General features: G+C 65.1%; 24 protein-coding genes and 1 tRNA gene. 21 read left to right on the plus strand and 4 right to left on the minus strand.

Translation table 11 applies throughout. The features are described from left to right. Nucleotides 1-32 precede the first annotated feature (32 nt). The 3 genes from AC1DEZ_RS23820 to AC1DEZ_RS23830 are packed head-to-tail and all read left to right on the plus strand — an operon-like array spanning nucleotide 33 to nucleotide 1,756. On the plus strand, nucleotides 33-320 hold the full coding sequence (locus tag AC1DEZ_RS23820; protein ID WP_441513643.1) for a DUF1330 domain-containing protein: 288 nt from the start codon (nucleotides 33-35) through the stop codon (nucleotides 318-320). A gap of 3 nt (nucleotides 321-323) precedes the next feature. After that, nucleotides 324-635, plus strand: a complete 312-nt coding sequence (locus AC1DEZ_RS23825; protein ID WP_441513644.1) for a DUF1330 domain-containing protein — start codon at nucleotides 324-326, stop codon at nucleotides 633-635. Then, nucleotides 632-1,756: an anhydro-N-acetylmuramic acid kinase gene (locus AC1DEZ_RS23830; protein WP_441513645.1), complete on the plus strand. Its 1,125-nt coding sequence runs from the start codon at nucleotides 632-634 to the stop codon at nucleotides 1,754-1,756. The genes AC1DEZ_RS23825 and AC1DEZ_RS23830 overlap by 4 nt, the downstream gene beginning before the upstream one ends. 142 nt (nucleotides 1,757-1,898) lie before the next feature. Here the strand turns inward: AC1DEZ_RS23830 and AC1DEZ_RS23835 are convergent, their stop codons facing one another. Further along, on the minus strand, nucleotides 1,899-3,038 hold the full coding sequence (locus AC1DEZ_RS23835) for a helix-turn-helix transcriptional regulator (RefSeq protein WP_441513646.1): 1,140 nt from the start codon (nucleotides 3,036-3,038) through the stop codon (nucleotides 1,899-1,901). Nucleotides 3,039-3,135: 97 nt separating this feature from the next. Further along, on the minus strand, nucleotides 3,136-4,107 hold the full coding sequence (locus AC1DEZ_RS23840; RefSeq protein ID WP_476780894.1) for a PfkB family carbohydrate kinase: 972 nt from the start codon (nucleotides 4,105-4,107) through the stop codon (nucleotides 3,136-3,138). Nucleotides 4,108-4,157: 50 nt separating this feature from the next. Between AC1DEZ_RS23840 and AC1DEZ_RS23845 the strand changes: the two genes are divergently transcribed. The 11 genes from AC1DEZ_RS23845 to AC1DEZ_RS23895 all read left to right on the plus strand — a co-directional run bounded on the left by AC1DEZ_RS23845 (nucleotide 4,158) and on the right by AC1DEZ_RS23895 (nucleotide 15,747). Further along, entirely contained in the window at nucleotides 4,158-4,940 is a 783-nt protein-coding gene (locus tag AC1DEZ_RS23845; protein WP_441513648.1) for a GntR family transcriptional regulator, read from the plus strand. A gap of 154 nt (nucleotides 4,941-5,094) precedes the next feature. Next, on the plus strand, nucleotides 5,095-5,700 hold the full coding sequence (locus AC1DEZ_RS23850) for a helix-turn-helix transcriptional regulator (protein WP_441513649.1): 606 nt from the start codon (nucleotides 5,095-5,097) through the stop codon (nucleotides 5,698-5,700). A gap of 116 nt (nucleotides 5,701-5,816) precedes the next feature. Continuing rightward, nucleotides 5,817-6,611, plus strand: coding sequence for a bestrophin-like domain (locus tag AC1DEZ_RS23855; RefSeq protein WP_476780895.1), 795 nt, complete (start codon nucleotides 5,817-5,819; stop codon nucleotides 6,609-6,611). 141 nt (nucleotides 6,612-6,752) lie between these two features. Further along, nucleotides 6,753-8,309 (plus strand): ABC transporter substrate-binding protein, encoded by a 1,557-nt coding sequence (locus tag AC1DEZ_RS23860; protein WP_476780896.1) that lies wholly within the window; start codon nucleotides 6,753-6,755, stop codon nucleotides 8,307-8,309. A gap of 167 nt (nucleotides 8,310-8,476) precedes the next feature. Next, nucleotides 8,477-9,454 (plus strand): ABC transporter permease, encoded by a 978-nt coding sequence (locus AC1DEZ_RS23865; RefSeq protein WP_441513652.1) that lies wholly within the window; start codon nucleotides 8,477-8,479, stop codon nucleotides 9,452-9,454. 136 nt (nucleotides 9,455-9,590) lie between these two features. Beyond that, complete coding sequence (locus AC1DEZ_RS23870) at nucleotides 9,591-10,427, plus strand: ABC transporter permease (protein WP_441513653.1); 837 nt, start codon at nucleotides 9,591-9,593, stop codon at nucleotides 10,425-10,427. Nucleotides 10,428-10,435: 8 nt separating this feature from the next. Continuing rightward, the gene (locus tag AC1DEZ_RS23875; RefSeq protein ID WP_441513654.1) at nucleotides 10,436-12,043 is read left to right on the plus strand and encodes an ABC transporter ATP-binding protein; all 1,608 of its coding nucleotides are present in this window, start codon (nucleotides 10,436-10,438) and stop codon (nucleotides 12,041-12,043) included. A gap of 119 nt (nucleotides 12,044-12,162) precedes the next feature. Continuing rightward, nucleotides 12,163-13,452, plus strand: coding sequence for an ArgE/DapE family deacylase (locus AC1DEZ_RS23880; RefSeq protein WP_441513655.1), 1,290 nt, complete (start codon nucleotides 12,163-12,165; stop codon nucleotides 13,450-13,452). Between the two features lie 52 nt (nucleotides 13,453-13,504). Beyond that, nucleotides 13,505-14,425: a DMT family transporter gene (locus tag AC1DEZ_RS23885; RefSeq protein ID WP_476780897.1), complete on the plus strand. Its 921-nt coding sequence runs from the start codon at nucleotides 13,505-13,507 to the stop codon at nucleotides 14,423-14,425. A gap of 244 nt (nucleotides 14,426-14,669) precedes the next feature. Continuing rightward, on the plus strand, nucleotides 14,670-15,263 hold the full coding sequence (locus AC1DEZ_RS23890) for an ankyrin repeat domain-containing protein (RefSeq protein WP_441513657.1): 594 nt from the start codon (nucleotides 14,670-14,672) through the stop codon (nucleotides 15,261-15,263). Nucleotides 15,264-15,273: 10 nt separating this feature from the next. Further along, nucleotides 15,274-15,747, plus strand: a complete 474-nt coding sequence (locus AC1DEZ_RS23895; RefSeq protein WP_441513713.1) for a nucleoside deaminase — start codon at nucleotides 15,274-15,276, stop codon at nucleotides 15,745-15,747. 109 nt (nucleotides 15,748-15,856) lie between these two features. Here the strand turns inward: AC1DEZ_RS23895 and AC1DEZ_RS23900 are convergent. Continuing rightward, nucleotides 15,857-15,931: transfer RNA gene (locus AC1DEZ_RS23900), tRNA-Gly, on the minus strand. Between the two features lie 405 nt (nucleotides 15,932-16,336). On the opposite strand from AC1DEZ_RS23900, the gene AC1DEZ_RS23905 reads away from it, so the two are divergent. From AC1DEZ_RS23905 to AC1DEZ_RS23915, 3 genes are all read left to right on the plus strand, one after another. Continuing rightward, entirely contained in the window at nucleotides 16,337-17,272 is a 936-nt protein-coding gene (locus AC1DEZ_RS23905; protein ID WP_441513658.1) for a VOC family protein, read from the plus strand. 269 nt (nucleotides 17,273-17,541) lie between these two features. Beyond that, the gene (locus AC1DEZ_RS23910) at nucleotides 17,542-17,838 is read left to right on the plus strand and encodes a PilZ domain-containing protein (protein ID WP_441513659.1); all 297 of its coding nucleotides are present in this window, start codon (nucleotides 17,542-17,544) and stop codon (nucleotides 17,836-17,838) included. Nucleotides 17,839-18,028: 190 nt separating this feature from the next. After that, nucleotides 18,029-19,672, plus strand: coding sequence for an HAL/PAL/TAL family ammonia-lyase (locus AC1DEZ_RS23915; RefSeq protein ID WP_476780898.1), 1,644 nt, complete (start codon nucleotides 18,029-18,031; stop codon nucleotides 19,670-19,672). 108 nt (nucleotides 19,673-19,780) lie between these two features. Here AC1DEZ_RS23915 and AC1DEZ_RS23920 read toward each other — a convergent pair whose 3' ends face one another. Continuing rightward, entirely contained in the window at nucleotides 19,781-20,686 is a 906-nt protein-coding gene (locus AC1DEZ_RS23920) for a LysR substrate-binding domain-containing protein (protein WP_441513660.1), read from the minus strand. A gap of 80 nt (nucleotides 20,687-20,766) precedes the next feature. Here AC1DEZ_RS23920 and AC1DEZ_RS23925 point away from each other — a divergent pair, with 80 nt between their 5' ends. From AC1DEZ_RS23925 to AC1DEZ_RS23940, 4 genes are all read left to right on the plus strand, one after another. Further along, nucleotides 20,767-22,293 carry an ABC transporter substrate-binding protein gene (locus AC1DEZ_RS23925; protein WP_441513661.1) on the plus strand — a complete coding sequence of 509 codons (1,527 nt, stop codon included), beginning with the start codon at nucleotides 20,767-20,769 and terminating at the stop codon, nucleotides 22,291-22,293. 99 nt (nucleotides 22,294-22,392) lie between these two features. Next, on the plus strand, nucleotides 22,393-23,037 hold the full coding sequence (locus AC1DEZ_RS23930) for a dimethylsulfonioproprionate lyase family protein (RefSeq protein WP_441513662.1): 645 nt from the start codon (nucleotides 22,393-22,395) through the stop codon (nucleotides 23,035-23,037). Next, nucleotides 23,034-23,987: an ABC transporter permease gene (locus tag AC1DEZ_RS23935; protein ID WP_476780899.1), complete on the plus strand. Its 954-nt coding sequence runs from the start codon at nucleotides 23,034-23,036 to the stop codon at nucleotides 23,985-23,987. The genes AC1DEZ_RS23930 and AC1DEZ_RS23935 overlap by 4 nt, the downstream gene beginning before the upstream one ends. After that, a complete protein-coding gene (locus AC1DEZ_RS23940) occupies nucleotides 23,984-24,877 on the plus strand; it encodes an ABC transporter permease (RefSeq protein WP_441513664.1) in 894 nt (297 codons plus the stop codon). The genes AC1DEZ_RS23935 and AC1DEZ_RS23940 overlap by 4 nt, the downstream gene beginning before the upstream one ends.

The raw sequence follows: 24,877 nt of genomic DNA on the forward strand, positions 1-24,877 counted from the left end.
GCCCGGAACCGATTCAGCGAACGGATAGAACCATGCCCAAGGGATATGTCATCGGCCGCGCCAAGGTCACCGACGCGACCAAATGGGGGGCCTACGCCGCTCGTTCCACCGAAGTGATCAAGCAGTTCGGCGGCGTGCCGGTCGTGCGCGGCGGGCAGATGACGGTCGGCGAGGGCGAGGGGCGCGCGCGCAACATCGTCCTCGAGTTCAAGGATTTCGAGACGGCCAAGGCCTATCTCTTCTCGCCGGAATATGCCGAGGCCCGCAAGCTGCGTGAGGGCGCCGGCGAGATCGATCTCGTCGCCGTCGAGGGGGTCTGAGCCATGGCCGCCAAGGGCTATTGGATCGCGCGCGTCGATGTCGAGAACGAGGAGGCCTATGCCCGCTATCGTTCGCTGAACGCCGTCGCCTTCGCCAAATACGGCGCGAAGTTCATCGTCCGCGGCGGCGAATACAAGCTCGCCCGCGGTGAGGGCCGCAAGCACAACGTCGTCATCGAGTTCAAGGACGAGGCGACGGCGCGCTCCTGCTACGCATCGCCGGAATACCAGGAGGCGATGAAACACCTGAGCGCTGCCGGGAAGTCCGATCTTATCATCATCGGCGGCTATGAAGGCCCGCAGCCGGGCGAATGAGCTCGCCCGAACGCGATCTCGCATGCGGGCCGCTGACCGCGATCGGCGTGATCAGCGGCACGTCGATGGACGCCATCGACGTGTCGCTGGTGACGAGCGACGGACGCGACGCCGTCGCTTTCGGGGCAGGCGCCTCCTATCCCTATCGCGAAGAGACGCGTCGCGCGCTGCAGGCGGTCATCGCCGATGCCGAGCGAGCCTCGGCCGAGCCGCTCATCGAGCTCGAAGCCGCTGTGACTGCCGACCACCTTTCAGCCATCCGCAGCTACGTTTCCGCCCAGAACTTCGACTGGGCGAGCATCGATCTCGTCGGCCTGCATGGCCAGACCATCTATCATCGGCCGGAACGGCGCTTCACGCGCCAGCTCATCGACGGGCAGGCCGTGGCCGATGCGCTCGGCATTCCCGCCGTCGACCGCTTCCGCCATGCCGATGTCGCAGCCGGTGGCGAGGGGGCGCCTTTTGCGCCGCTCTATCACCGGGCCCTCGCGCAGCGGCTGGAGCAGCCGGTGATGGTGCTGAACCTCGGCGGCGTCGGCAACGTCACCTATATCGACGGCGAGACCGTCATCGCCTTCGATACCGGCCCGGCGAGCGCGATTCTCGATGATTTCGTCTTGCGCCGCCTTGGGCGTCCCTATGATGCGGACGGTGCGCTGGCAGCGAGCGGCCGCGTTCATGACGACCTCGTCGCCGGCTTCATGGCCAACCCCTATTTCGACAGGCCAGCGCCGAAATCGCTCGATCGCAACGATTTCCACCGCCGCGCCCAGGTCGTCGAGGCCTTGTCCGATGCCGATGGCGCGGCCACGCTTGCCGCATTCACCATCGAGAGCCTGGTGTCGGCGCTGCGCCATGTGCCGCGTGCGCCCAAGCGCTGGCTCGTCGGCGGCGGCGGACGGCTGAACCGGCATTTCATGGCGCGGCTGGGCCAGCGGCTCGGCGTGCCCGTCGACCCTGTCGAGGTTGTAGGCTGGGACGGCGACGCGCTCGAAGCGCAGATCTTCGCCTATTTCGCGATCCGTTCGGTCAAGGGGCTACCGCTCAGCCTGCCCTCGACGACAGGCGTCCCGCTGGCGATGACGGGCGGCGAGCTTCGCCGGCCCATGGCGCACAATTGAGCATGGCCGTCATGCCTCCGTCATTTGAAGGATGAGGAGTCCGGCAAGCTCTGCCTAGATGCGCGCCGGGTCAGCGGCGAGAGGAAACCTCGTCGCAGGGGGGGAGCTGGCAGGGTCGGGCCCTGCCGGGCGAGAGCCGAACTCAGCGCGGCTGAAGGGGCAGAACCGCGCTGCGCAGCAGCGAGACGAGCTGGCTTTGCTGGCGGGTGTTGGTCTTCTGGAAAATCCGCGCCAAATGCGTGCGGGCGGTCGAGATGCGCACGCCCTGGGCCATGGCCGCTTCCGTCAGAGAGAGACCGCTCGCCAGAGCGGACGCGAACTTGGCTTCGGTATCGGTCAAATCGAACAGCTGGCGCGTGCAGGCGACGATGTCGCTCGCCGTCTCAAGGCGCCTGAGCGCGATCATGATCAGACCGTGTGGCCCGTGGAGCGCCGGGGAGGGCGCCGCAGGCATGACGCAGGCCGAAAGCGAATGACCGCCGTCGCCACCATGCAGGATCATGCTTGCCTGATGGTTTGCGAGCGGATCGCGGGAGCAGTGCAGGGCTCCCTCCACCAGTTGGCGGAGCCGGCGCTGGTCGCCCGGCTGGCGGGCGTAGAGGCGCCCCTGCCGCAACCCGATCGGCCCGTCCGGCTCGGCCAGGATCTCGTCGGCGCCCTCATTGGCATAGGAAATCCGCATCTCCGCATCGAGGATCGCGATTCCGAGGGCCAGCCGGTCGAGCGCGCCGCGCGCCTCGTCGCGTTGGATGGTGACGCGGCCGATATGACGGCGCAGTTCCACCACCCGGCGGAGCACCGGGTAGAGCCTGCCCAGCAGGGCGGCGTCCTGGTCGTCGAACCCGTCCTGGCTGCGGCCGCGCTGCACGTCGAAGAACCAGAACGCCTGCCCCTTTTCCGACAAGCGGCAGGCCATGCCGCCATACATGTCCTGCGGTCGCATCCACTCCTGCCAGACGCGCGAGCGCCGCAGGGACTCTGCGCCGTAGACCTGATGATCCCGATAGACTTCCCCGAGCGGGATACCGTGCAGCGCCTGGCCCATCTCGACGAATTCCGGCGCCAACTCGCCGAAGCAATGTTCCTGCAAGGCTTCGTCGGGATTGGTGGCGTAGGCGATCCAGTCCTCCGGGTCGGGGCCGATGCTGGCGAAACAGGCTTTGGAGCCGTCGAAGAGCCGGCGCATCGTCTCGGCGGCGACCGGCATCTGCTGCTCGTCCATCGCACCGGCCAGCAGCTGGTCGATCGCGGTCATGACGGTATCGACATCGGGATGCGCCATGCCCCCCCCCAATTGCGATGGACCAAGTCTGATCTTGCCCGGGTCAGGTTAGCAGCATGGCTGGGTCGCGAAAAGTCCAAAAGCAATCCAAAGATCTTTATGCAGTTTGCGGCGGCTTCCCGCCAATGTGTGCTTCCGCGAGTTGGGTGATTTCGGCGGGCCGCGGCAGGGCATCGAAGACACCGTGCCGCGTCGTCGTCAGCGCGCCGGCGGCAGCCGCGTGGCGCAGCGCCTCGGAGAGGGCGCGCCCCTCGGCGAGGCGAACGCCGAGTGTCGCGGCAAAGGCATCGCCGGCGCCCAGCGCATCGACCGTTTCGACGGGAAAACTGGCTTGCAGGACCGGTTGCTTACCGGCCGCGACTGCGATGGCGCCGGCTGCGCCGCGGGTCAGTACGACGAGCTTCGGACCGCGTTTGAGGATCGCCGGGCCGAGTTCTACGGCGAAGCGCCCGGGCGTGGCGATGTCCGCGTTCTGCCAGCCGAATGTCGCCGCGAGGCCGCCGGCTTCGGTTTCGTTGACGATGAGAAACGAGGTCGAGCGCAGGATGTCGTCCGGCACCGGCCGGAACGGCGAGGGGTTGAGCAGGGTCGGCACGCCCGCTCGATGCGCCAGGGCGAAAGCCGCGCGGATCGGGGCGTCCGAAATCTCGAATTGCGCTGCGACCAGCGCGGCTCCCGCGATGGCTTCGGCTTTGTCCCGGACATGCGCTTCCGAAACGGCGAGATTGGCCCCCGGCGCGATGGCAAGGCTGGTCTCGCCGGCCGCGTCGACGAAGGCGACGCCGCTCCCGGTCCGTCCCTCCAGGCGCACGAGCATCCCCTCCGGCAGATCGGCGCGTGCCAGCGCCGCGGGGGCGAAGCTGGCAGCCAGATCGTCGCCGACCGCGAGGACCCCGTCCACCGCGGCACCAAGGCGGCGTGCCATGATCGCCTGGTTCAGACCCTTGCCGCCGGGCTCGATGGTCACGCGCTCGGCGGCGATCGATTCCCCCGGCCGCGGAAAACGCCCGACCTTTGCCGAGCAGGCGAGGACGAAGCTTCCCAGAATGAAGATCGGTTTGTCGAGCATAGGGTTTGATTTTCCTATCCACGAGCTGCTACGCGGGTTGTGTCACGATCATGCAACTGACGACAGTGCCCAAGCCTACCAATCCGAAGCCGCCGTTCCAGGAACTGCTGGAGCTGCGCAGCGATACCGCCAAGCCGCTCTATAAGCAGCTTGAGGATCAACTGACGCGACTGATCGGCGACGGCATCCTCCCGCCGGGCACGACCCTGCCGGCGGAACGTGAGCTGGCCGAGCGACTCAGCATCAGCCGCACCACCGTACAACGCTCCTACAATGCGCTGCGACAGCGAAAGCTGCTGAGCGCGCAGGGCCGGTTGGGGTCGATCGTGCAGGGGCCGGGGCGTCGTCTGCATTCGGGCATGGACCGGCTCAAGGGCTTCACCGAGGAGATGCACGAGCTCGGCCGGGTCCCGTCCTCCCGCATCCTCGAGCGGACGGTAGTGCAGGACCGCGCGATTGCCTCGATCTTCGGCGAGCCGTCGCATGCCAGCTTCCTCAAGCTCGTCCGTGTTCGCTCCGGCGACGACGTTCCGATGTCGCGCGAATGCGCCTGGTACAATCTGGAGCGGGTTCCTGAGCTGGCGCGGGCCGAACTGTCGGGCTCCGTCTATGCCGCCCTCGCCGCATTCGGATTCCCGCTGGTCCGCTGTGATCAGACCATAGAGGCGGCGGCCCCGAGCGACGAGGAATGCGCGATCTTCGGATTCCGGCGGCCGGTGCCCTGCCTGCTGATCAAACGGCGCAGCTACGGCGCGGACGGCGTCATGCTGGAATATGTCGAGGGCCTGTTCCGTGGCGACACCTACACCTATCGGCTGGCGCTGAAGGCCTGATTTGGCGGCCGCGCTCTTGCCAACCCCCCGGTCCGCATCTGCGCGAATTTGAACCGATCTCCATCCTCCTGCGACGAATGGAAACCGAAGCATGTGCGGGGTTGTCTCCTTGCATGTGCGCGGCGATCCCTGGATTGCGGAGATGGATGTTGCGATGTCATTCCATGTTTCGGTCATAGGCAGGGCCGATTTCTCGCCAATGCCGCCGCGCCGGCTGGCTCCGGAGGCCGCTGATGGAGCGTCGAAGCCTGTCTTCGTCATCGATGCCGGCCTGAGCATGCGCTTCAGCAATCGCTCCGCGGCCGCGCTGATGCGGAACGGGTTGGGCGACGCCGATCGTTTCACCGCCTGCGACAAGGATTTCCTGGCGCGGCTTCAGCTCTGGATGAAGCGCAGCCGCTGCGGCAGCGCGGTCGGCGAGACGCGGCTGCCGCTGGCGCTGCGCTGCGGGCGACAGGTCGCGATCGACGCCGTTCATCTGGCGTGCATCGACCTCTTCGTCCTGACGGTCGACGACCCCGAAAGCGCCATGGAGCGGAACGTCGCCCAGGTCAGCGAAGCCTGCGGGCTGACGCCGACGGAGGAGCGCATGCTGGGGCTCGTCGCCGAAGGGCTGGACACGATCGTCGCTGCGAAGCGGCTCGGCATCGCGCCGACGACCGCACGCACCCACCTCCAGCGCCTGTTCACCAAGACCGGAACGGCGCGGCAGAGCGAACTCGTCCGCTTCGTCGCCACCTATGTCGAGGATGCGCGCTGAACGCGTTCTGCAGCACGTCGGCAGTTTGATCGTCGCCGGATATTGACACCGCTGATCATCTTAAGTCTCTGAAGCAGCGTGCGTATGCCCGCACTTTGCCGGGAGCGACCGCGGCCATGCCCGAGACCGTTTCAGCCTTCACTTTCTGCCTGCTGCTGAGCGCCAGCGCGGTTCTGGGCATGAAAATGCGCGGCTGGCTGTCGGAAGAAAATCTCCCCGAGCGCACCATGGAGGCGCTGCGCCTCGTGACCAGCCTGCTCGTCACCTTTGCTGCTCTGGTACTCAGCCTTCAGCTCTCGAACGTGAAGGCAAGCTTCGACAAGGCCTATCGCGACCGCAGCGCCGACGCCGCGCAGCTCGCCCAGCTCGACGAATGCCTGCGCAACTACGGGCCGGAGGCCGACCCAACCCGTCTCGCGCTGCGTACCTACACGGCTGCGGTCATTGCCAGTACCTGGCCCCGCGAGCCGAAGCCTGTCGGAATGGTGCTGCCCGATACATCCGCCATGGCTCGCGAAGGAGCCGATCCCTCGCTCGGAGCTCTGCTCAACGGCATCGGGCGCGCCATCAGCGGCCTGCCCTCGACAGACACGCTCCGTGCCAACATCGCGGCCGAGTGCCGGTCGGCCTATCTCCAGCTGCAGCAGCGGCGCTGGGCCGTCATCGAGGATGTGCATGGGCCGATTTCGCCGCTTTTCACCAGTGTCGTGACCTTCTGGCTGATGCTGGTGTTCCTGAGCTTCGGCATTCAGACGCCGCGCAAGCGCGTCGCCGCGATCGTGCTGGCCATCGGTGTCATCTCGATCTCGACGGTGATGTTCGTGATCAGCGATCTCGAGACGCATTATGACGGCCTGTTCGGCATCCCGAGCCTGGCGATGCGCGATGCTCTGGCGGCCATGGCCCGCTGATCCGGGACCCTGCCGATCGGTTGGCGCGGCGCTTGCCAAGAGCGACGTGATCGGGTGCGATGGCACCGATCCGGTCCGCGCGGCCCGATTCAAACGATACGATCTCGGTACGAGGCAGGGGAACAGCAAATGAAGGCCAGGATGACGGGATGGCGGTTCGGCTTGGCGCTTGCGGCGTCGGTCCTCGCGCTAGGGGCGGCGCAGGCGCAGGAGCCGAAGAAGGGCGGTACGGTCCATGTCGTGGTCCAGCCCGAGCCGCCGATGCTGATGCAGGGCCTCAACCAGAACGGCCCGACCAACATGGTCGCCGGCAATATCTACGAGTCGCTGCTGCGCTATAACGAGAAGCTCGAGCCGCAGCCCTCGCTCGCCAAGAGCTGGGAAATCTCGCCGGACGCGAAGACCTACATCTTCCACTTGCAGGAAGGCGTGAAATGGCACGACGGCAAGCCGTTCACGGCCGACGACGTCGTCTTCACCCTCGACAAGTTCCTGCGCGAAGTGCACCCGCGCTGGCGSCCGATCGTCAAYGCKCAGGTCGAGAMGATCGAGAAGGTGGACGACCTCACGGTCAAGATCACGCTGAAGCAGCCTTTCGGCCCGATGATCATGACGCAGGAGGTCGCCTCCGCGCCGATGATCCCCAAGCACATCTATGACGGTACGGATTATCGCGCGAACCCCGCCAACAACACGCCGATCGGCACCGGCCCCTTCAAGCTCAAGGAGTGGAAGAAGGGCTCCTATATCCACCTCGTCAAGAACGAGGACTACTGGCTGAAGGGCAAGCCGAACCTCGACGAGATCTACTGGCAGATCATTCCCGATGCAGCCGCCCGCGCCGTTGCCTATGAGACAGGCAAGGTCGACGTGCTGACCGGCGGCTCGGTCGATGTCTACGACGTCGCGCGTTTGTCGAAGCTGCCCAATACCTGCGTGACCACCAAGGGCTGGGAGATGTTCGCCCCCCATGCCTGGATCACGCCGAACGTGCGCAACGGCATCCTCGGCAACAAGCAATTCCGCCAGGGGCTGATGTACGCGATCGACCGCGAATTCGGGAAGGACGTGGTCTGGGGCGGCCTCGGCAAGCTGCCGACCGGGCCGATCTCGTCCAAGACCAAGTTCTATTCGTCCGACGTGCCGAAATACACCTATGACCCCGCCAAGGCGAAGGAGCTGATCAAGGCCTCCGGCTACAAGGGGGAGACCATCAAGCTCCTGAACCTGCCTTATGGCGAGACCTGGAGCCGCTGGTCCGAGGCGATCAAGCAGAACCTCGAGGATGTCGGCGTCAAGGTTCAGATCGAGAACACCGACGTGCCCGGCTGGACGCAGAAGGCGTCGAACTGGGATTTCGACCTGAACTTCAACTTCCTCTACCAGCTCGGCGATCCCGCCATGGGCGTCGCCCGTTCCTACATCACGGCCAACATCGCCAAGGGCAATCCCTTCGCCAATGTCGGCGGCTACTCCAATCCGGAGGTCGACAAGCTCTTCGCCGACGCGGCGATCGCGCCGACCGACAAGGAGCGCCAGGAACTCTACACCAAGATCCAGAAGATCCTGGCCGACGAGCTGCCGGTGCTCTGGCTGCTGGAGATGGACTTCCCGACCATCTACCGCTGCAACGTCAAGAATCTCGTCACCACCGGCATCGGCGTCGACGACGGCTTCCGCGACGCCTGGAAGGAGTGAGGGCAGCTCGCCGGCCCTTCACGAACAGGCGCCTGCGCGCTTCTCGTCATGGTCGGGCTTGTCCCGACCATCCACGTCTTCAGTCGTCGGGGACGGTGTTCCAGACGTGGATGCTCGCCACAAGGGCGAGCATGACGGGGAGCTGCTGCCATCGGGAACAGGATTGAATGAACCTCGCGCAATTCCTCGCCGGCCGGCTCGTGAAGGGGATCATCGTCCTCTTCGCCATCGCCGTGCTGAATTTCCTGCTGATCCGCGCCGCGCCCGGCGACCCCGCGCAGGTGCTTGCCGGCGAGGCCGGCGCCGCCGACGCGCAATTGCTTGAGCAGTTGCGCGCACGTTTCGGCCTCGACCAGCCCTTCCTGATGCAGCTCTGGATCTATTTGAAGGGCTATCTGACCTTCGATCTCGGATTCAGCTACCGCCAGCAGCAGCCAGTGCTGAGCCTGATCATGGAGCGCCTGCCGGCGACCCTGCTTTTGACCGGCGCGGCCTTCCTCGTCTCGCTCGTCGTTGGCACCGCGATGGGCGCGCTCGCCGCGCGCCGGGCCGGCAAATGGTCGGACAGCCTGATCACCACGTTGGCGCTGATGTTCTATGCCACGCCGCTGTTCTGGGTCGCGCTGATGAGCCAGATCGTCTTCGCGCTGAAGCTGGGGCTCGTCCCCAATGTCGGCTACGAGACGATCGGCGCGAACTATACCGGTCTGGCGCGGGCGCTCGACATCGCCCAGCACCTCATCCTGCCCTCGCTGACGCTCGGCCTGTTCTTCACAGCACTCTACGCCCGAATGATGCGCGCCTCGATGCTGGAGGTCGCGGGTGCCGATTTCGTCAAGACGGCGCGCGCCAAGGGCGTCTCGCAGTCCACAGTCTGGCGCCGGCACGTCGCCCGCAACGCGATCCTGCCGGTGGTGACGCTGGCCGGCCTGCAGGCGGGTCAGCTCGTCGGTGGCGCGGTGCTGACCGAGACCGTCTTCGCCTGGCCCGGTATCGGCCGGCTGATGTTCGATGCGCTGGTCCAGCGCGACTATTCCGTCCTGCTCGGCGTCTTCTTCATCTCCTCGGCGATGGTCGTCTGCTTCAATATCGCGACCGATCTGGTCTACCGGATCGTCGATCCGCGCATCGAGGCGCACGCATGAACAGGCCCTTTCCGTCATGGTCGGGCTTGTCCCGACCATCCACGTCTTCGCTGGTCGAAGGCCGTGTTCAAGACGTGGATGCTCGCCACAAGGGCGAGCATGACGTCGAGTGCATCGTAATGTCGGAGGCGCTTTCTTGAACTTCCTCAAGCGCTTCGCCCGCAATCGCGGCGCCGTCATCGGCATCCTCATCCTGCTCGCCGTCGTCGCCTTCGCGATCCTGGCGCCGACGCTCTATCCGCAATCGCCCTGGCGCCCGGTGGCGCGGCCCTTCCTCGCGCCCTTCGTCAACGAGCGCTTCCCGCTCGGCACCGACACGCTCGGCCGCAACCTTGCCTCCGGCCTCGTCCATGGCGCACGCGTCTCGCTGATGATCGGCGTGGTCTCGACGCTGGTCGCGCTGGTGATCGGCGTGCCGCTTGGCGCGATGGCGGGCTATGCCGGTGGCTTCGTCGATGACGCGCTGATGCGCTTCACCGAATTCTTCCAGACCATTCCCTCCTTCGCGCTCGCCATCGTGCTGGTGGCGATCCTGCAGCCGCAGCTCGGTTCGATCGTGCTCGCGATCGGGGTGGTCAGTTGGCCGCCCGTGGCGCGGCTGGTGCGCGGCGAGGTGCTCTCGCTGCGAAGTCGCGAATATGTTCAGGCCGCCGTCACCATCGGCCAGTCGACGCCGCGGATCATCTTCAGTCAGGTCCTGCCCAACACCATCGCGCCGATCATCGTCATGGGCTCGCTGATGATCGGCTCGGCGATCCTGCTGGAATCCTCGCTCTCCTTCCTTGGCCTGGGCGATCCCAACCTGATGAGCTGGGGCTACATGGTCGGCGCCGGCCGCACGCGCCTGCTCGACGCCTGGTGGATTTCGTTCTTCCCGGGCTTCGCGATCTTCCTAACCGTGCTCGCCCTCAACCTCGCCGGCGAGGGGCTGAACGATGCCCTGAACCCGCGTCTGGCCAGGGGGCGGGAATGATGGCGCGAATGACCGCTCCCGCGCTCTCCATCGAAGGCCTTACGCTGGCATTACCGGCGATGGCAGACCGCGCCAACGCGGTCGAAAAGGTCACGCTCGCCATCCAGCCCGGCGAGACGCTCTGCGTCGTCGGCGAATCCGGCTCGGGCAAGTCGATGATCGCCCATGCCGTGATGGGCCTGCTGCCCAAGGCGGTGAAGCCGGTTGCTGGCGCGATCAGGCTCGCCGGTCGCGACATCCTCGCCCTCGACGAACAAGCCATGCAGGATGTGCGTGGCCGCGAGGTCGGCATGATCTTCCAGGAGCCAATGACCTCGCTCAATCCGGTCATGCGCATCTCCGACCAGATCGTCGAGACTTTCGAGGCTCATGGTCTCCACGACAGGGCAACGCGTCGGACCCGCGCCATCGATCTGCTGACCGAAGTCGGCCTGCCCGATCCGCCGCGCCTCGCCAAGGCCTATCCGCATGAGCTTTCGGGCGGCCAGCGTCAGCGCGTGATGATCGCGATGGCACTCGCGCTCGAACCGAAGCTCCTGATCGCCGACGAGCCGACAACCGCTCTCGACGTCACCACGCAGGCGCAGATCCTCAAGCTCATCGACAATCTGCGCCATCGCCACGGCACGGCCGTGCTCTTCATCACCCATGACATGGGCGTGGTCGCCGAGATCGCCGACCGCATCGCCGTGCTGGAGAAGGGCGTGCTGGTCGAGGAGGGCACGGCCGATCAGGTGCTCGGCTCTCCGCGCCATCCCTATACGCAGAAGCTGCTTGCCGCCGTGCCGTCGCTGACGCCGGCCGTGCTGCCGCCGCTGCCGGACACTGCTCCGGTCATCAGTGTCGAGGGGCTCGGCAAGACCTATCGCAAGCGCTCGCTCTTCGGCGTCGCGCGCGAGGTCAAGGCGGCCGACGACATCTCCTTCGCGCTCGTCCGCGGGGAGACGCTCGGCCTCGTCGGCGAATCCGGCTCGGGCAAGTCGACGGTCGGGCGCTGCTGCCTGCGCCTGATCGAGCCCGACCGCGGCCGCATCGCTCTGGGAGACCTCGTGCTCTCCGAGCTGAAGCCGGCCGAATTGCGCCGCCAGCGCAAGCGCATCCAGATGGTCTTCCAGGACCCCTTCGCCTCGCTCAATCCGCGCCAGACCGTCGGCCGCATCATCTCGGACGGCCCGGTCGCCCATGGCACGCCCCGCAAGGAGGCCTTAGCGCGGGCGAAGGAATTGCTGGAGCTTGTCGGTCTCTCCGCCAACGCCATCGACCGCTATCCGCATGAATTCTCGGGCGGCCAGCGCCAGCGCGTCGGCATCGCCAGGGCTCTGGCGCTCGAACCGGACGTACTGGTCGCGGACGAGGCTGTCTCCGCGCTCGACGTCTCCGTGCAGGCGCAGATCCTCAAGCTGATCAAGGACATCCAGAGCCGGCTCGGCCTCGCCATCCTCTTCGTCACGCACGACCTGCGCGTCGCCGCGCAAATCTGCGACCGCATCGCCGTGATGCAGCGCGGACGGATTGTCGAAAGCGGGCCGACAGCCGCGATCTTCACCGCCCCGCGGCACGAGTATACGCGGCAGCTGTTGGCGGCAGTGCCGGGCGGCGCGCGCTTCGGGCACTAATGGTGTTCTCGCCGTCATTCTCGGGCGAGCGAAGCGCAGACCCGAGAATCTCGTAACGAGATGACACTGGTTTCCGAGATGCTCGGGTCACCCGAGCATGACGCTGGATAGGAATACCCATGCCTCTCGATCCCGCCTTGCGTGACAAGATCCTCGCCGCCGTCGAGGCGGGCTTCGACGAGCAGGTCGCCTATACGCAGGAACTGGTCCGCTTCGCTTCGACACGCGGGCAGGAGCATACGGTCCAGGACTTCATCTTCCGCGCGATGAAGCAGCGCGGCTTCACCATGGACCGTTTCGCCATGGACAAGGAGGCGATCGCGGCCCATCCCGGCGGTGCGCCCTTCTCCGACACGCATTCCGATGCGCCGATCGTCGTCGGCATCCATCACCCGCGCGAGGAGAAGGGCCGCTCGCTGATCCTCCAGGCCCATGTCGACGTCGTCCCGGCCGGTCCCGCCGATCAATGGAAGCACGCGCCCTTCGACCCCGTGATCGAGGGCGACTGGATGTACGGCCGCGGCAGCGCCGACATGAAGGCGGGCGCCGCCGCCAATCTCTTCTGCCTCGATGCGCTCCGCCGCATCGGCATGCAGCCCGCGGCGACGGTCTATGTCGAATCCGTCGTGGAGGAGGAATCGACCGGCAACGGCGCGCTGATGACGCATCTGCGCGGCTATCGCGCCGAGGCCGCGCTGATTCCCGAGCCGGAATATGAGATGCTGGCGCGCGCCAATGCCGGCGTGCTCTGGTTCCAGTTCGAGGTGCGCGGCATCCCCGCCCATGTCCGCGAGATGGGCACCGGCGCCAACGCGATCGATGCCGCCTATCGTGTCGTCGCGGCTTTGCGCAAGCTCGAGGAACAGTTCAATATCGAGAAGGCCGGCCGCGAGCATTTCGAGGATGATCCGCATCCCATCAACCTGAATATCGGCAAGATCGAGGGCGGCGACTGGGCCTCTTCGGTGCCGTGCTGGTGCCGGGTCGATTGCCGCGTCGGCCTCTATCCCGGCGTCACCGCCAAGGAGACGGCGCAGCGCATCGAGGATTGCATCCGCGACGCCGCGCGCGGCGATTCCTTCCTCGCGAACAATCCGCCGAAGGTCACCTTCAACGGCTTCTGGGCCGAGGGCTATGTGCTGGAGCCCGGCAGCGAGGCCGAGGCCGTGCTCGCCTGCGCCCATGAGGCGGCGCTGGGCAAGCCGCTGAAGAGCTTCATGACGGCCGCCTATCTCGATACCCGCGTGCACGCGCTTTACGACAAGATTCCGGCGCTCTGCTACGGCCCGATGGGCGAGAATATCCACGCCTTCGACGAGCGCGTCAGCCTTGCCTCCGTGAAGCGCATCACCGGCGCCATGGCGCTCTTCGTCGCCGAATGGTGCGGGCTCGAAAGCATCGAGGGGTGAGTGCGGCCCGAGCATCGGACCGAAAAGTGGGAACCGGCTTTCGGAGTATCCGATGCTGAAGCAAGAAACGGGATCGTCGCGCGTCCGAGAGGACGCGGGACGATCCGGCCGGGCACTGCTGCTCGTTCCGCTGCTTGGGCTTCTCTGGGGCTTCAACTGGCCGGCCGTGCGGATCTCGCTGACCGAGATCGCGCCCTGGACCTTGCGCGCTGCCGGCATGAGCTTCGCCGGGCTTGTCCTCGTCGCGGTTGCGCTGGTGCGCGGTGTCCCGCTCGCAGTGCCCCGCGCGCAGTGGCCGCGGCTGGTCGTCGCCGGTTTCCTCTCGATCGCCGCCTTCAATGTGCTGCTCGCCTTCGCGCAGCTCGCCGCGCCGACCTCGCGCGCCGCCATCCTGACCTTCACCATGCCGATCTGGGCAACGCTGCTCGCGCGCTTCGTGCTGGGTGAGGCTTTCGACGGTCGGCGCCTGGCGGGGCTTGCGCTGGGTATCGCCGGCCTGATCTGCCTCGGCCTGCCGCTGATCCTCGCCGGACAGCTCTCTTTCGGCCTGATGCTGGCGCTCTGCGCTGCGGTGAGCTGGGCTTTGGGCACGATCGTGACCAAGCGCTGGCCGGTCTCGGCCCCGGCGCTCGCGATTGCCGCCTGGCAATTGCTGATCGGCGGCTGCGTCGCCGGCATCGGCATGCTCGTCTTCGAAGGCCTGCCCGTGCCGAAGCTGCTGTCGCCGCGCGTGCTGACGGCGTTGAGCTTCCACATCATCGGCGCCCAGGCGCTCGCCTATTTCCTCTGGTTCACGGTGGTGGCGCGCCTGCCGGCCGGCATCGCGAGCCTGGGCACGCTGATGGTACCGGCGGTCGGCGTGCTCGGCTCGGTGCTGCTGCTGGGCGAGCGACCGACGGCGACAGATTGGTTCGGCCTGGCACTGGTGATCGCGGCCTCGGGGGCGATCATGGTCCCGGCGCGTCGTGCCTGACTCTTCGGACATCCATTCGAAGAACCACTGGGCAGTATCCGCATAATTAATTTCCGGATGGGCGGCCTGGTTTCTATCTGAAGCAGGCTGCAATCTGCGTCGAGATCGGCTTCGGAGAGGTGCGCGTCGTAGAGCGCGATGCCCGGCACGGCAAGGAGATCACCGCTTGTCCAGATCGTCGCCAATCATTGCCTTCATGCTTCTCCTGCTGGCGTTCTGCCCGCGGATCGCCTTCGGACAGACCATGACAGATACGAGCCTTCACGCCGCCGCCGCCCGCGACGATACCGCCGCGATCAAGCGCCTTGTTGCCGGAGGCGCTGCCATCGACGCGCGCGATGCGCGTGGGCGCACCGCATTGCTGGTCGCGACGCATGAGAACCATGCCGACGCGGCCAAAGTGCTGATCGAGGCCGGGGCGAATGTGAACGCCAAGGACGCGATCAACGACAGCCCTTATCTCTATGCGGGAGCTCGCGGCCATCTCGCCATCCTGAAGCTGACGCTGGCGCATGGCGCGGACCTCAGGAGCACCAACCGCTACGGTGGCACGGCCCTGATCCCGGCTTGCGAGCGCGGCCATGTCGAGACCGTTCGCACCCTCATCGCCGCGGGTGTCGACGTCGACCACGTCAACAATCTCGGCTGGACCGGGCTGCTCGAGGCGATCATCCCCAGCGATGGCGGGCAGGCGCATCAGCAGATTGTTGCGGATCTGATCGCGGCCGGGGCGAACGCGAACCTCGCAGATCGCGACGGCGTCACGCCGCTCCAGCACGCACGTAGCCGCGGTTATGCCAGGATCGAGCAGATTCTGCATGCCGCCGGCGCCCGGTGAGGGGGCGATGATGAGTGAGGTCCAGCGCTTTCTCTGCGAGGCGATCGAACTCGCCAAGGCCAATATGGAGACGGGTGGCCGGCCCTTCGGTGCCGTCGTGGCGCAGGGCGGCGAGGTGGTAGCCACGGGCGTCAACGAGATCGTCGCGACGAACGATCCGACCGCCCATGCCGAGCTGACGGCGTTGCGCGCCGCGAGCCGCAAGCTGGGATCGCCGAATCTCTCAGGCTGCGTGGTCTACGCCAGCGGTCATCCCTGCCCGATGTGCATGGCCGCGATGCGGCTCGCCGGCGTGGGCGAGGTCTATTTCGCTTATTCGAACGATGACGGAGCGCCCTATGGGCTTTCGACGGCCGCGATCTATGCCGATCTCGCGAAGCCATTCGCCGAGCAGTCGATGAAGATCAGCCACGTGCCCGTCCGTCTCGGCGATGGGGCTGATCTCTATGCAGAGTGGAAGCGACGGCAGGCGGCGCCGGGCTAGGTTCAGCGTCGCGACGCTGTTCGCCCGCATCTCGCGCTTGCCGCCGGGCGGGGCCTGGCGTCGCTCGCGTCGCGAGATGTCTGAGATATGGGCCTGACCATTGAAAAGATGGAGCGGGCGATCGGGATCGAACCGACGACATTCAGCTTGGGAAGCTGACGTTCTACCACTGAACTACGCCCGCATGCTGTCTTGCGATCGAGACCCGATGCGTCGCAGCGAAGCGTTCTTAGCGTCTTGCAAACCCCGTGTCATCCCGCATTCTGCGGGTCGGAGTCGCGAGCCGGCCAAACCGTGCAGAAATTCTCGCCGGCTCTGCGGCGTCATAGGCTGCCGCGGCCGGTGCGGCCCACGATGGGGCCGGACATCGCGCGGGAATGCCGATGCGATTGAGCCGTTCGGCGGTTTTAGGCTAGCATTTTCCAACAGAGGGCGTTTCCGACGCTCCCGTCCAAATGACCGCGCCATTGTCCAAGACGTCTACCAGAAAGTGCCTTCGGATCGCCATGCGGGCGACGGATCAGAAATCAAGACGCAACCGGGCTCGTGCTTCAGAGGAGCGACACCGTTCTGGCGGAGGATCGCAGGCATGACCGGGCGAGGATTGCATCATGTCACGGCGATCGCGACGGATGCGGAGCGCAACCTCGATTTCTATTCGCGGGTACTCGGCCTCCGCTTGGTAAAGCGGACGGTGACGCATGAGGACCCCGGCGCCTATCACCTCATCTACGGCAAAGCGGATGGCGAACCGGGCGGCGCCCTTTCGTTCTTTTCGTGGTCGAGCGCGGCCGCGGCCAGCGAACGGCCAGACGGCGGCGAACGCATTTCCTTCGCCATTGCTCCGGGGGCGGTCGCTTGGTGGGAGAGACGGCTTATTGCGTCCGGCGTCTCATTCCGACGCGAGCGGGCGCCAGGCGGAGCCGCTCAACTGAGCTTCCAGGATCCCGACCACGCGCCGCTGGCGCTGGTGGCTTCGGAGCCCGCTGCCGCAGCGCTCTGGTCGCCGCCCGATATCCCAGCGCCTTTCGCAGTCAGCGCGCTGCGCGGCGTGTCACTGAGCCTGCGCGGGACGGCGCTGATGACGCGAATACTCACGGAGATTCTGGGGTTCGCCGAAATGCGGCGCCAAGCCGATTGGATAGAGTTCTCTGCGCACGGGGATGCCGGCGGCTGGTTCTGCCTCCATCGGCGGAACGATCGGCAGCGCCCCAGACTTGGAGCGGGAGCGATCCATCATGTCGCCTTCCGGGCTAGGGACGAGGCTGACCTGGCTAGCATGGCGACAGCGCTCAAGAAGCGCTTCGGAATCGACACCAGCCCGATCAAGGACCGCCATTACTTTCGTTCGATTTACTTTCGCGGCCCGGACGGACTGCTGATCGAAGTCGCGACGGACAATCCCGGCCTTCTGATCGACGAAACGCGCGAGAATCTGGGAACGCGGCTGGTCTTTCCCCCTGGCTTGCAGGACCGGCAGGAGGAACTGCTCCGCATCCTTCCGCCACTCGGCCGGTTCGGCTAGCCTCGCCGAAAGGAACCAACCTGTGTCTTCGACCTGCTTGCCAGCTATGAGCCTGCGATCCCGCGAGCTGCGATCTTGCTGTCGCAGGCGGCCCACGCCATGCCGCACTTTCAGAAAATGCGGTTTGTCATCGCCGGCATGAGCTGCCGCTTTATGCGGGGAAGGGATGCTGGTAGCGTTGTCCTATCATCGATCGCCGCCGCCGAACCCCTTGTGGATAAGGACGGGATGAGGCAGCGCTGGTCGAATGCAAACGAACCGGTTCATCCTTGAACAACGAACAGCTTGATATCAGCCCGCCCATGACGACATCCCAAACGCGCCGCTCCGAACGTCGACGGTTGGTGGAGACGGCCAAGATTCAGACGAGCAGCGGAGTCATCTACAGCTGCATCATCCGCGATATATCGGATGGGGGAGCCAAGCTGCGGGTGCCGGCTGGCCTGGAGCTGGAAGGGCAGATTCGTCTGACCTCAGCCCTCACGGGCCCCGAGCGCATTGCGCAGGTGATGTGGCAGGACTGTACCTCGATCGGAATCGCCTTCGAGAAGCTGGCCGCCAGCTAGGCCGTGCCGTTCTTCCCCGGAAACGGGAAGTCATTCCGGACAAGCGGCGATGGTCGATCGGAGGTCGGCTTGCCCTTCGGCCATCGGCATGCGCGGCGCATGAATACGATTCACGCGCACGTAATTTTTCATCATTTGCGAACGTATATCGAAATTACCAAGCTCTTTCTCTACATCATGGGGAAGAGAAATGTCAAAATATAGCCTTCTATCGTGTATTGCCGGAAGTTGTATGTTGTTGGCATCCGCGGCGCACGCTGATGTAATCTTGACGGGGCGCGATACGACGCCCGAGATGATCGTGCGGGTGGCGAGGGGAGAAAAGGTCGTCGTTCCTTCCGAGAGCCTCCAAAGAGTTTCGAAGGCGTTCGATATTTTGCTGCTCGGCGCCAAGGAAGGGCAGGACATCTACGGTCTTACGGTCGGCGTCGGCTGGAACAAGGACCGCAAGACGGTGGATGCGAAGGGCGAGCTGACGCCCGAGCTGCTGGAAGCGTCGCGCCGCTTCAACGAAGGGTTGCTGCGCGCCCATTCCGTCGGTGTCGGCCCGGACACCGAACTGGATGTTGTCCGCGCAGCGATGGCGGTGCGCCTCAACAACATCCTGACCGGCGGCCCGGGCGTGCAGAAGAGCGTGGCCGACATGCTGCTTGCATTTCTCAACGAGCAGATCACACCGATCATGCCCTCGCGCGGCTCCGTCGGACAAGCGGACATGACCCTGCTCAGCCATGTGGGATTGGCGATGCTGGGTGAAGGGGAGGTCGATTACAAAGACAAGCGCGTGCCTGCCGCCGAGGCTTTGCAGGCGGCCAAGATCGAGCGGCTGAAGCCCTTCGGCAAGGATGGCTTGGCCATCCTCAGTTCCAATGCCTATGCCGCCGGCCTTGGCGCGCTGGCGATCCATGATGCGGAGCAGATGATGGCAAGCTCCGAGATGGTCTATGCGCTGAGCCTGGAGGGGCTGAACGGGAACATCTCGCCGCTGCTCGATGATGTCGCCGCATTGAGGCCCTTTCCCAGCTATATCGGCGCAGCCAAAAAACTCAGAACCTTGCTGGCAGGCAGCTATCTCTGGCAACAGGACGACAAGCGCATCCTCCAGGATCCTTTGAGTTATCGTACGGCTCCCTACCTGTTCGGCAGCATGGCTGACAGCATTGCGCGGACCAAATCTCTCCTCCAGATCCAGATCAACTCTTCCGACGACAACCCGGGCGTCGCGCTCGGGGTACGCCCGAGCTCGGATCTGCCGCAGGCCAAGCGCGGCTATGTCGAGGGCGGCGCCGTCCTGCCGACCGCCAATTTCGACCCGCTGCCCTGGGTCATCTCCTTCGAGGAATTGGGCATCGTCCTGGCTCATCACGCGACGGCTTCGTCCGAGCGCACCTTGAAGCTGAATAACCCCCAGCACTCCAAGCTGCCTCGCTACCTCGCGGCCGGCGAGGCGCAGCATGCCTTCCTGGTCGTCGAAGCTCCGCTGATGGCGATTGCAACGGAAACCCGGGCGCTGGCGCAGCCCACCTCATTCGACTCGCGGCCCATCGCCGGCGGGGTGGAGGATGTCGGCACGAATGCTCCCCTGGTCGTCAGCAGGGTGCGTGCGCAGATCGACAACAGCTTCGCAATTCTCGGCATCGAATTGATCCAGGCGGCCCAGGCTGTGGACCTGCGCCTGGCCGAGCATCAAGACCGGCCGCTATCGGCCGCGACGACCACTTTCAAGCAGGCCTTTCGCAAGAAAGTGCCGTTCCTCGATAAGGACCGTGCGCTCTCCCCCGACGTTGCGGTGGCCGCATCCTTCTTGAAGGACTGGCAGCAACGTCGAGATTGAGCCCTTCCCGACATCGCTCGATAAACTCTCTGCCGTCACCTGGCGTGGCGGCAGATCTGTTTTGTAAAATCGATCACTGTTACGCTCGAAAGCCTAGGGGATGGCAATCTACTGGGACTGAATCCAGCGCAGAAACTCCCGAATTGGCCTTTCATTGCCGCGCCTTTGCAGATGCGCGAGATACCAGCCGCCGGGTTGCATCACATCGGCCGGCACGGGGATCGTCAGATTGCCGCTGCGCAGGTCCGCTTCGACCAGGAAATGGGGAACCACCACCAGGCCCTGGCCGTTCATCGCTGCCTCGATCGCCAGCAGGGTGCTGTCGTAGCGCGGCGCGCTCTTGTGCAGCAGGGCGGGCAAGCCAAGGCTCTGAGCCCATATCGCTGTATCCTCGGCCGCACCGGCTATCGACAAAAAGGGGAAATGCGACAAGTCCTGAGGTGATGAGATCGCCTCAGCAATCGTTTGCGAACAAACAGCGACGAGCCGTTCCTTTCTCAACAAGGTGTAACTCACCCGCGCACGTTCGGGTGTGCGGGAATAAACCAATCCGACATCGGCATGATCGGGATTGAAATCCCAATCGAGAAGGCCGGCATTCAGGCTGACTGTCACCTCCGGCGAGACTTCGTTGAAGTGATGCAGCCTGGGTATGAGCCAGCGAACGGCGACCGTGACATAGACCTGCACGGTGAGTGATCCCTTGGCCGGCGCCTCTCGGATGAGGTCCGTGGTCAGGGAGATGCGATCCAGGGCGTCCTGGATGACGGACAGATACAATGTCCCCTTCTGGCTCAATTCGACCCGCCCCGGCTTCCTGATGAAGAGCTGGGTGCCGAGATTGCGCTCGAGCGACGCGATCTGGTGGCTGATGGCGGATTGCGTGAGGTTCAGCTCCAGTGCGGCATTCTTGAAACTGCACAGCCGGCCCGCCGCTTCGAACACGCGCAAAGTGGCGAGGGGAGGGAGCGTTCGTCGGATCACGTTGGGCGCTGCCGCATGAATCTCATTCATCTAGCGGAAAATTCTTGTCATTTGCAAGACGCCGACGGGGCTCATTAGCATTCACGCAAATGACAAAAAGGGGATCGCAGATGACGAAGAAATTCGGAAAGTGCTCCATCCTGGCGCTGACGCTTGGAGCAAGCATGTTTTCGGCGGGGAATGCGGTTGCCGCGGGCAAATGCATTCGTGTGCTCGGTTATGAATCCGACGGCGAAAAGCAAACCATGGACCCGGCTGCGCTGATCGGCACCGACAGCGCCTATCACATCCGCGCCGTCTACGAGCCCCTCGTCGGCCGCAGCAATGCCATGGAGCCCATTCCGGTCCTGGCCCAGTCCTGGGAATCCAACGCCGATGCCACCGAATGGACCTTCCATCTGAGGCCGGACGTCAAATTCCATGACGGCTCGGATTTCGGTGCGGCCGACGTGGTCTACTCCTATCGCCGTCTGCTCGACCCGGCCGTTTCGCCTGGCGGATTTTCGACGCTCGCCTTCCTGGATGCAGATGGCATCACGGCGGTCGATGCCCACACGGTGCGCTTCAAGGTCAAGCAGCCGGTCGTGGAACTGCCGATGCTGATCGCCACGAAATATGCCCTGATGGTGCGGGACGGCGCCAAGAGCGAGGACCTGAAAATCAAGGGCAATGGCACCGGCCCCTTCCGGCAGGAGACCTTTTCCATCAACGGTCCGGTGCGGGTGATGCGTCGCAACGCCCAGTATTGGCGGGCCGGGCTGCCCAAGGCCGAATGCCTGCAGATCACCACGAGCCTGGAATCGACCTCGCGCCTTTCGGCCCTGCTTTCGGGCTCGGTCGACCTGTCGCTGGCGGTCGATCCGGTCAGTCTCATCACCTTGAAAAACAATCCCGCGGTCTCGCTCGCTTCGACCCCCGGCGCCACCTCGCTCTATCTTGCGGTTTGGACGGACACCGCGCCCTTCAACGATCTGCGCGTTCGACAGGCCCTGAAGCTGGTGATGGATCGCCAGAAGATCCTCGAGACCGTGCTCCTGGGTTACGGCGAAACCGGCGGCGACACGCCCATCCCGCCAAGCTCTCCCTTCGGTCTTGCCACGCCGCCCAAAGCGGCCGACGTGACGAAAGCCAAGGCGTTGCTCGCCGAAGCCGGCCATCCAAACGGCATTACCTTCGATCTCTATACGTCAGATTCCTATCCAGGCATGCTTCTTCTCGCCCAGGTCTACGCGCAGATGGCAAAGCCCGCCGGCATCAAGGTCAATGTCATCACCGCGCCCGCCGAAGGCTATTGGGACACGATCTGGCGGAAGAAGTCGGCCGTGATCTCCTACACCAGCGCACGCCCGCCGGCCGAAGCCCTGACGCTCTCGCTAAACAGCAAGTCGGAGTGGAACGAGACGCATTGGTATCGGCCCGATTTCGACGCCCTGGTCGCAAAGGCCGGACAAACCGCCGACCCGTCGCAACGCACGGCGCTCTATCGTGACGCCCAGCGCATCGTGGCCGAAGAGGGCGGCATGATCCTGCCGATCTTCACCTCGGCTGTGGCCGGGCTTCGCAAGGGCTGCAGCGGCTACGCGCCCCATGTCGACGTCAATCGTATCGACTATGCCGAACTGAGCTGCACCGAGTAGCCCCGCTCTTCGACGCCATTTCAGATCCAATCCCAGCCTCGGGAGCCGCCAGCTCCTGAGAAAGGCCTTCTCATGCCGCTTAATCGTTTGAAGACATTCATGCTCCGCTTCGCGGATGGCCTCGATCAGCCGCAACATCCGGTGGCCTCGGCCCATGCCGCTCGCCTGCGGAACCTGGCAGAGGAGCTGGCGACGAGCCGCAGCGTCCCGGGGGCACGCACGCCGATCCAGGCCGCCTGCGAAGCCGAACTGATGGCCGAAGGCGATCGCTCGCCGCTGGCAAGGGCCCTCCTTGACCTCTTGCCCTTTGTCCACGTTACGCGCAGTCCCAGCTATCTCGCCGCACCGCCCAGCTCGAGCTTTGCGGATAATTACGGCTATGCCGTCATCTGCGGCCCGCAGAACGGGCCTCCCACGCTGCTGACGGACAGCGAGATTGCCTTCGGCTTGATGTTCCTCGGCCCACGAACGCATTACCCGCTCCACCACCACCCGGCCGACGAAATCTACTATCCCCTGACCGGCCCTTCGTTCTGGCAAGCGGGAGTCTCGCCCTGGGTCCAGCGGCAGGCCGGCGAGATCATTCACCACCCCTCCTGGCTCCCCCACGCGACATTGTCCGCCGACAGGCCCCTGGTGCTGCTCTATGTTTGGGAGGGCGACCTGCACACCGATTCAGCCTTCCTGCCGGCATCGTCCGTCACGCCCGCGCCGCAGAAAGCAAAGGGGAGCGCGCTGCCATGAAGGTTCTTCGCCTCGTCTGGGCCAGGGTCTGCTTGTCGGTCTTCACCTTGTTGCTGGTGTCTCTCCTGATCTTCCTCATCCTGGAGGCCCTGCCGGGAGACGCCGCCACGCGCATTCTCGGGCGCGATGCCACCCAGAAGGCGCTCGACGTGCTGCGCCAGCAATTGCATCTCGATGAGCCGGCCTGGAGCCGGTACCTGACCTGGCTCACCGATCTCCTGCACGGCAATCTCGGAACTTCGCTCGCCACCGGCAGGCCGATCGCAGACGTGTTGGCCCCGCGCATCGTCAACACGCTGCTGCTGTCCTCGCTCGCATTCGCCATCTATGTCGTGCTCGCGATCATCCCGGCCATCGTCCAGGCGACCCGGCGAGGCGGCATCGCCGATAATGTGATCTCCGTGATCACCTTGCTGCTGCTGTCCTTGCCGGACTTCTTGCTGGCAACCATCCTGCTCTTCGTTTTCGCGGTGGCATTGCCGATCCTGCCGGCCTTGTCGACGATATCGGAGACCAGCAGCTGGGCGGACACGCTGCGCGCCATGGTTCTGCCGGCTGTCACGCTGGCCATCATGATGGCCAGCTATGCAATCCGGGTCCTGCGCGACAGCCTGATCGAGGTACTGCGCTCCGATTATGTCCGCCTGGCGGAGCTGAAGGGCCTGCGGCCGCGTGCCGTGCTTTGGCGCCACGCCCTGCCGAATGCGATCGTGCCGGCCTTGAACGTTACCGCGCTCAATCTCGGCTTTCTGATCGGCGGCGTCGTCATCGTGGAGCGGGTGTTCTCCTATCCCGGCTTCGGCACGCTTCTGATCGACGCCCTGCAACTGCGCGACATCCCGCTGATCAAGGCGACGGTGCTGATCAGCGCGGCCGTCTACATCACCGCAAATCTGCTTGCGGATCTCGGCGCCACCCTCCTGCAACCCCGCTTGAGGACAGCTTCATGACATTCATCAGGCTCGATAGCCGCCAGGGACGCCGGACGCTGCGCATCGGCGGCTGGAGCTGGCGCGACACGCCCGGCGCCTTCCGGGTCGGCACGGCGATCCTCGCCGCCCATTTGCTGTTCGCCTGTGTCGGCGCCCTGTGGACGCCCTTCGGCTATGCCGAGATGGCGACGGGCATGCCCTTATCGGGCATGTCCTGGCTGCATCCGATGGGGGTCGATCAGATCGGGCGCGATGTCTTCAGCCGGTTCATGTACGGCGCCCACATCGTGCTCTTCCTCGCCTGCGCCGGCACAATCCTCGGCATGGTCGCCGGCACGATCCTGGGCCTGGTTTCCGGCTATGTCGGAGGCTGGTTCGACGAGATCGCACAACGCCTTGTCGAGGCGATGATCAGCATCCCGTTTCTGGCCCTGGCGCTCGTCGTCATCATTGCCGCAGGTCCGTCCCTGTCGGGAAACCCGCTCTTGATCGTCTTCGTGGTCGGCCTGGTCTACACGCCTCGCATCGCCCGCATCGCCAGAGCGGCGGCGATGGAGATCGCCACGCGCGAATATGTCGCCATAGCCCAGCTTCGCGGCGAGGGCCTGTGGTCGATCGTCCTGCGCGAAATCCTCCCCAACGCCGCGAACGTCCTCTTGGTCGAGTTCTCGTTGCGCCTGAGCTATGCGCCCATCCTCATCGGGGCGCTCGGCTTCCTGGGCTTCGGCATCAGGCCGCCCACGCCCGAATGGGGGCTGATGATCAGTGAAAATCGCAATCTCCTGATTGCTTCGCCCGCAACGGTGTTCGGCCCCGGCCTCGGCCTCGCGTCGCTGGTCATCGGCCTCAATCTGTTCACCGATGGCCTGTCGCGCATGCTCGGCCAGCGCCCGATGGTTGGAGCCTGA

This window comes from Allobosea sp. 10L422, assembly GCF_056395345.1.

Coding starts and splice junctions, on each gene's coding strand:
- AC1DEZ_RS23820 (WP_441513643.1), top strand. CDS start 33: ATGCCCAAGGGATATGTCATCGGCCGCGCCAAGGTCACCGACGCGACC.
- AC1DEZ_RS23825 (WP_441513644.1), top strand. CDS start 324: ATGGCCGCCAAGGGCTATTGGATCGCGCGCGTCGATGTCGAGAACGAG.
- AC1DEZ_RS23830 (WP_441513645.1), top strand. CDS start 632: ATGAGCTCGCCCGAACGCGATCTCGCATGCGGGCCGCTGACCGCGATC.
- AC1DEZ_RS23835 (WP_441513646.1), bottom strand. CDS start 3,038: ATGGCGCATCCCGATGTCGATACCGTCATGACCGCGATCGACCAGCTG.
- AC1DEZ_RS23840 (WP_476780894.1), bottom strand. CDS start 4,107: ATGCTCGACAAACCGATCTTCATTCTGGGAAGCTTCGTCCTCGCCTGC.
- AC1DEZ_RS23845 (WP_441513648.1), top strand. CDS start 4,158: ATGCAACTGACGACAGTGCCCAAGCCTACCAATCCGAAGCCGCCGTTC.
- AC1DEZ_RS23850 (WP_441513649.1), top strand. CDS start 5,095: ATGTCATTCCATGTTTCGGTCATAGGCAGGGCCGATTTCTCGCCAATG.
- AC1DEZ_RS23855 (WP_476780895.1), top strand. CDS start 5,817: ATGCCCGAGACCGTTTCAGCCTTCACTTTCTGCCTGCTGCTGAGCGCC.
- AC1DEZ_RS23865 (WP_441513652.1), top strand. CDS start 8,477: ATGAACCTCGCGCAATTCCTCGCCGGCCGGCTCGTGAAGGGGATCATC.
- AC1DEZ_RS23875 (WP_441513654.1), top strand. CDS start 10,436: ATGACCGCTCCCGCGCTCTCCATCGAAGGCCTTACGCTGGCATTACCG.
- AC1DEZ_RS23880 (WP_441513655.1), top strand. CDS start 12,163: ATGCCTCTCGATCCCGCCTTGCGTGACAAGATCCTCGCCGCCGTCGAG.
- AC1DEZ_RS23885 (WP_476780897.1), top strand. CDS start 13,505: ATGCTGAAGCAAGAAACGGGATCGTCGCGCGTCCGAGAGGACGCGGGA.
- AC1DEZ_RS23890 (WP_441513657.1), top strand. CDS start 14,670: ATGACAGATACGAGCCTTCACGCCGCCGCCGCCCGCGACGATACCGCC.
- AC1DEZ_RS23895 (WP_441513713.1), top strand. CDS start 15,274: ATGAGTGAGGTCCAGCGCTTTCTCTGCGAGGCGATCGAACTCGCCAAG.
- AC1DEZ_RS23905 (WP_441513658.1), top strand. CDS start 16,337: ATGACCGGGCGAGGATTGCATCATGTCACGGCGATCGCGACGGATGCG.
- AC1DEZ_RS23915 (WP_476780898.1), top strand. CDS start 18,029: ATGTCAAAATATAGCCTTCTATCGTGTATTGCCGGAAGTTGTATGTTG.
- AC1DEZ_RS23920 (WP_441513660.1), bottom strand. CDS start 20,686: ATGAATGAGATTCATGCGGCAGCGCCCAACGTGATCCGACGAACGCTC.
- AC1DEZ_RS23925 (WP_441513661.1), top strand. CDS start 20,767: ATGACGAAGAAATTCGGAAAGTGCTCCATCCTGGCGCTGACGCTTGGA.
- AC1DEZ_RS23930 (WP_441513662.1), top strand. CDS start 22,393: ATGCTCCGCTTCGCGGATGGCCTCGATCAGCCGCAACATCCGGTGGCC.
- AC1DEZ_RS23935 (WP_476780899.1), top strand. CDS start 23,034: ATGAAGGTTCTTCGCCTCGTCTGGGCCAGGGTCTGCTTGTCGGTCTTC.
- AC1DEZ_RS23940 (WP_441513664.1), top strand. CDS start 23,984: ATGACATTCATCAGGCTCGATAGCCGCCAGGGACGCCGGACGCTGCGC.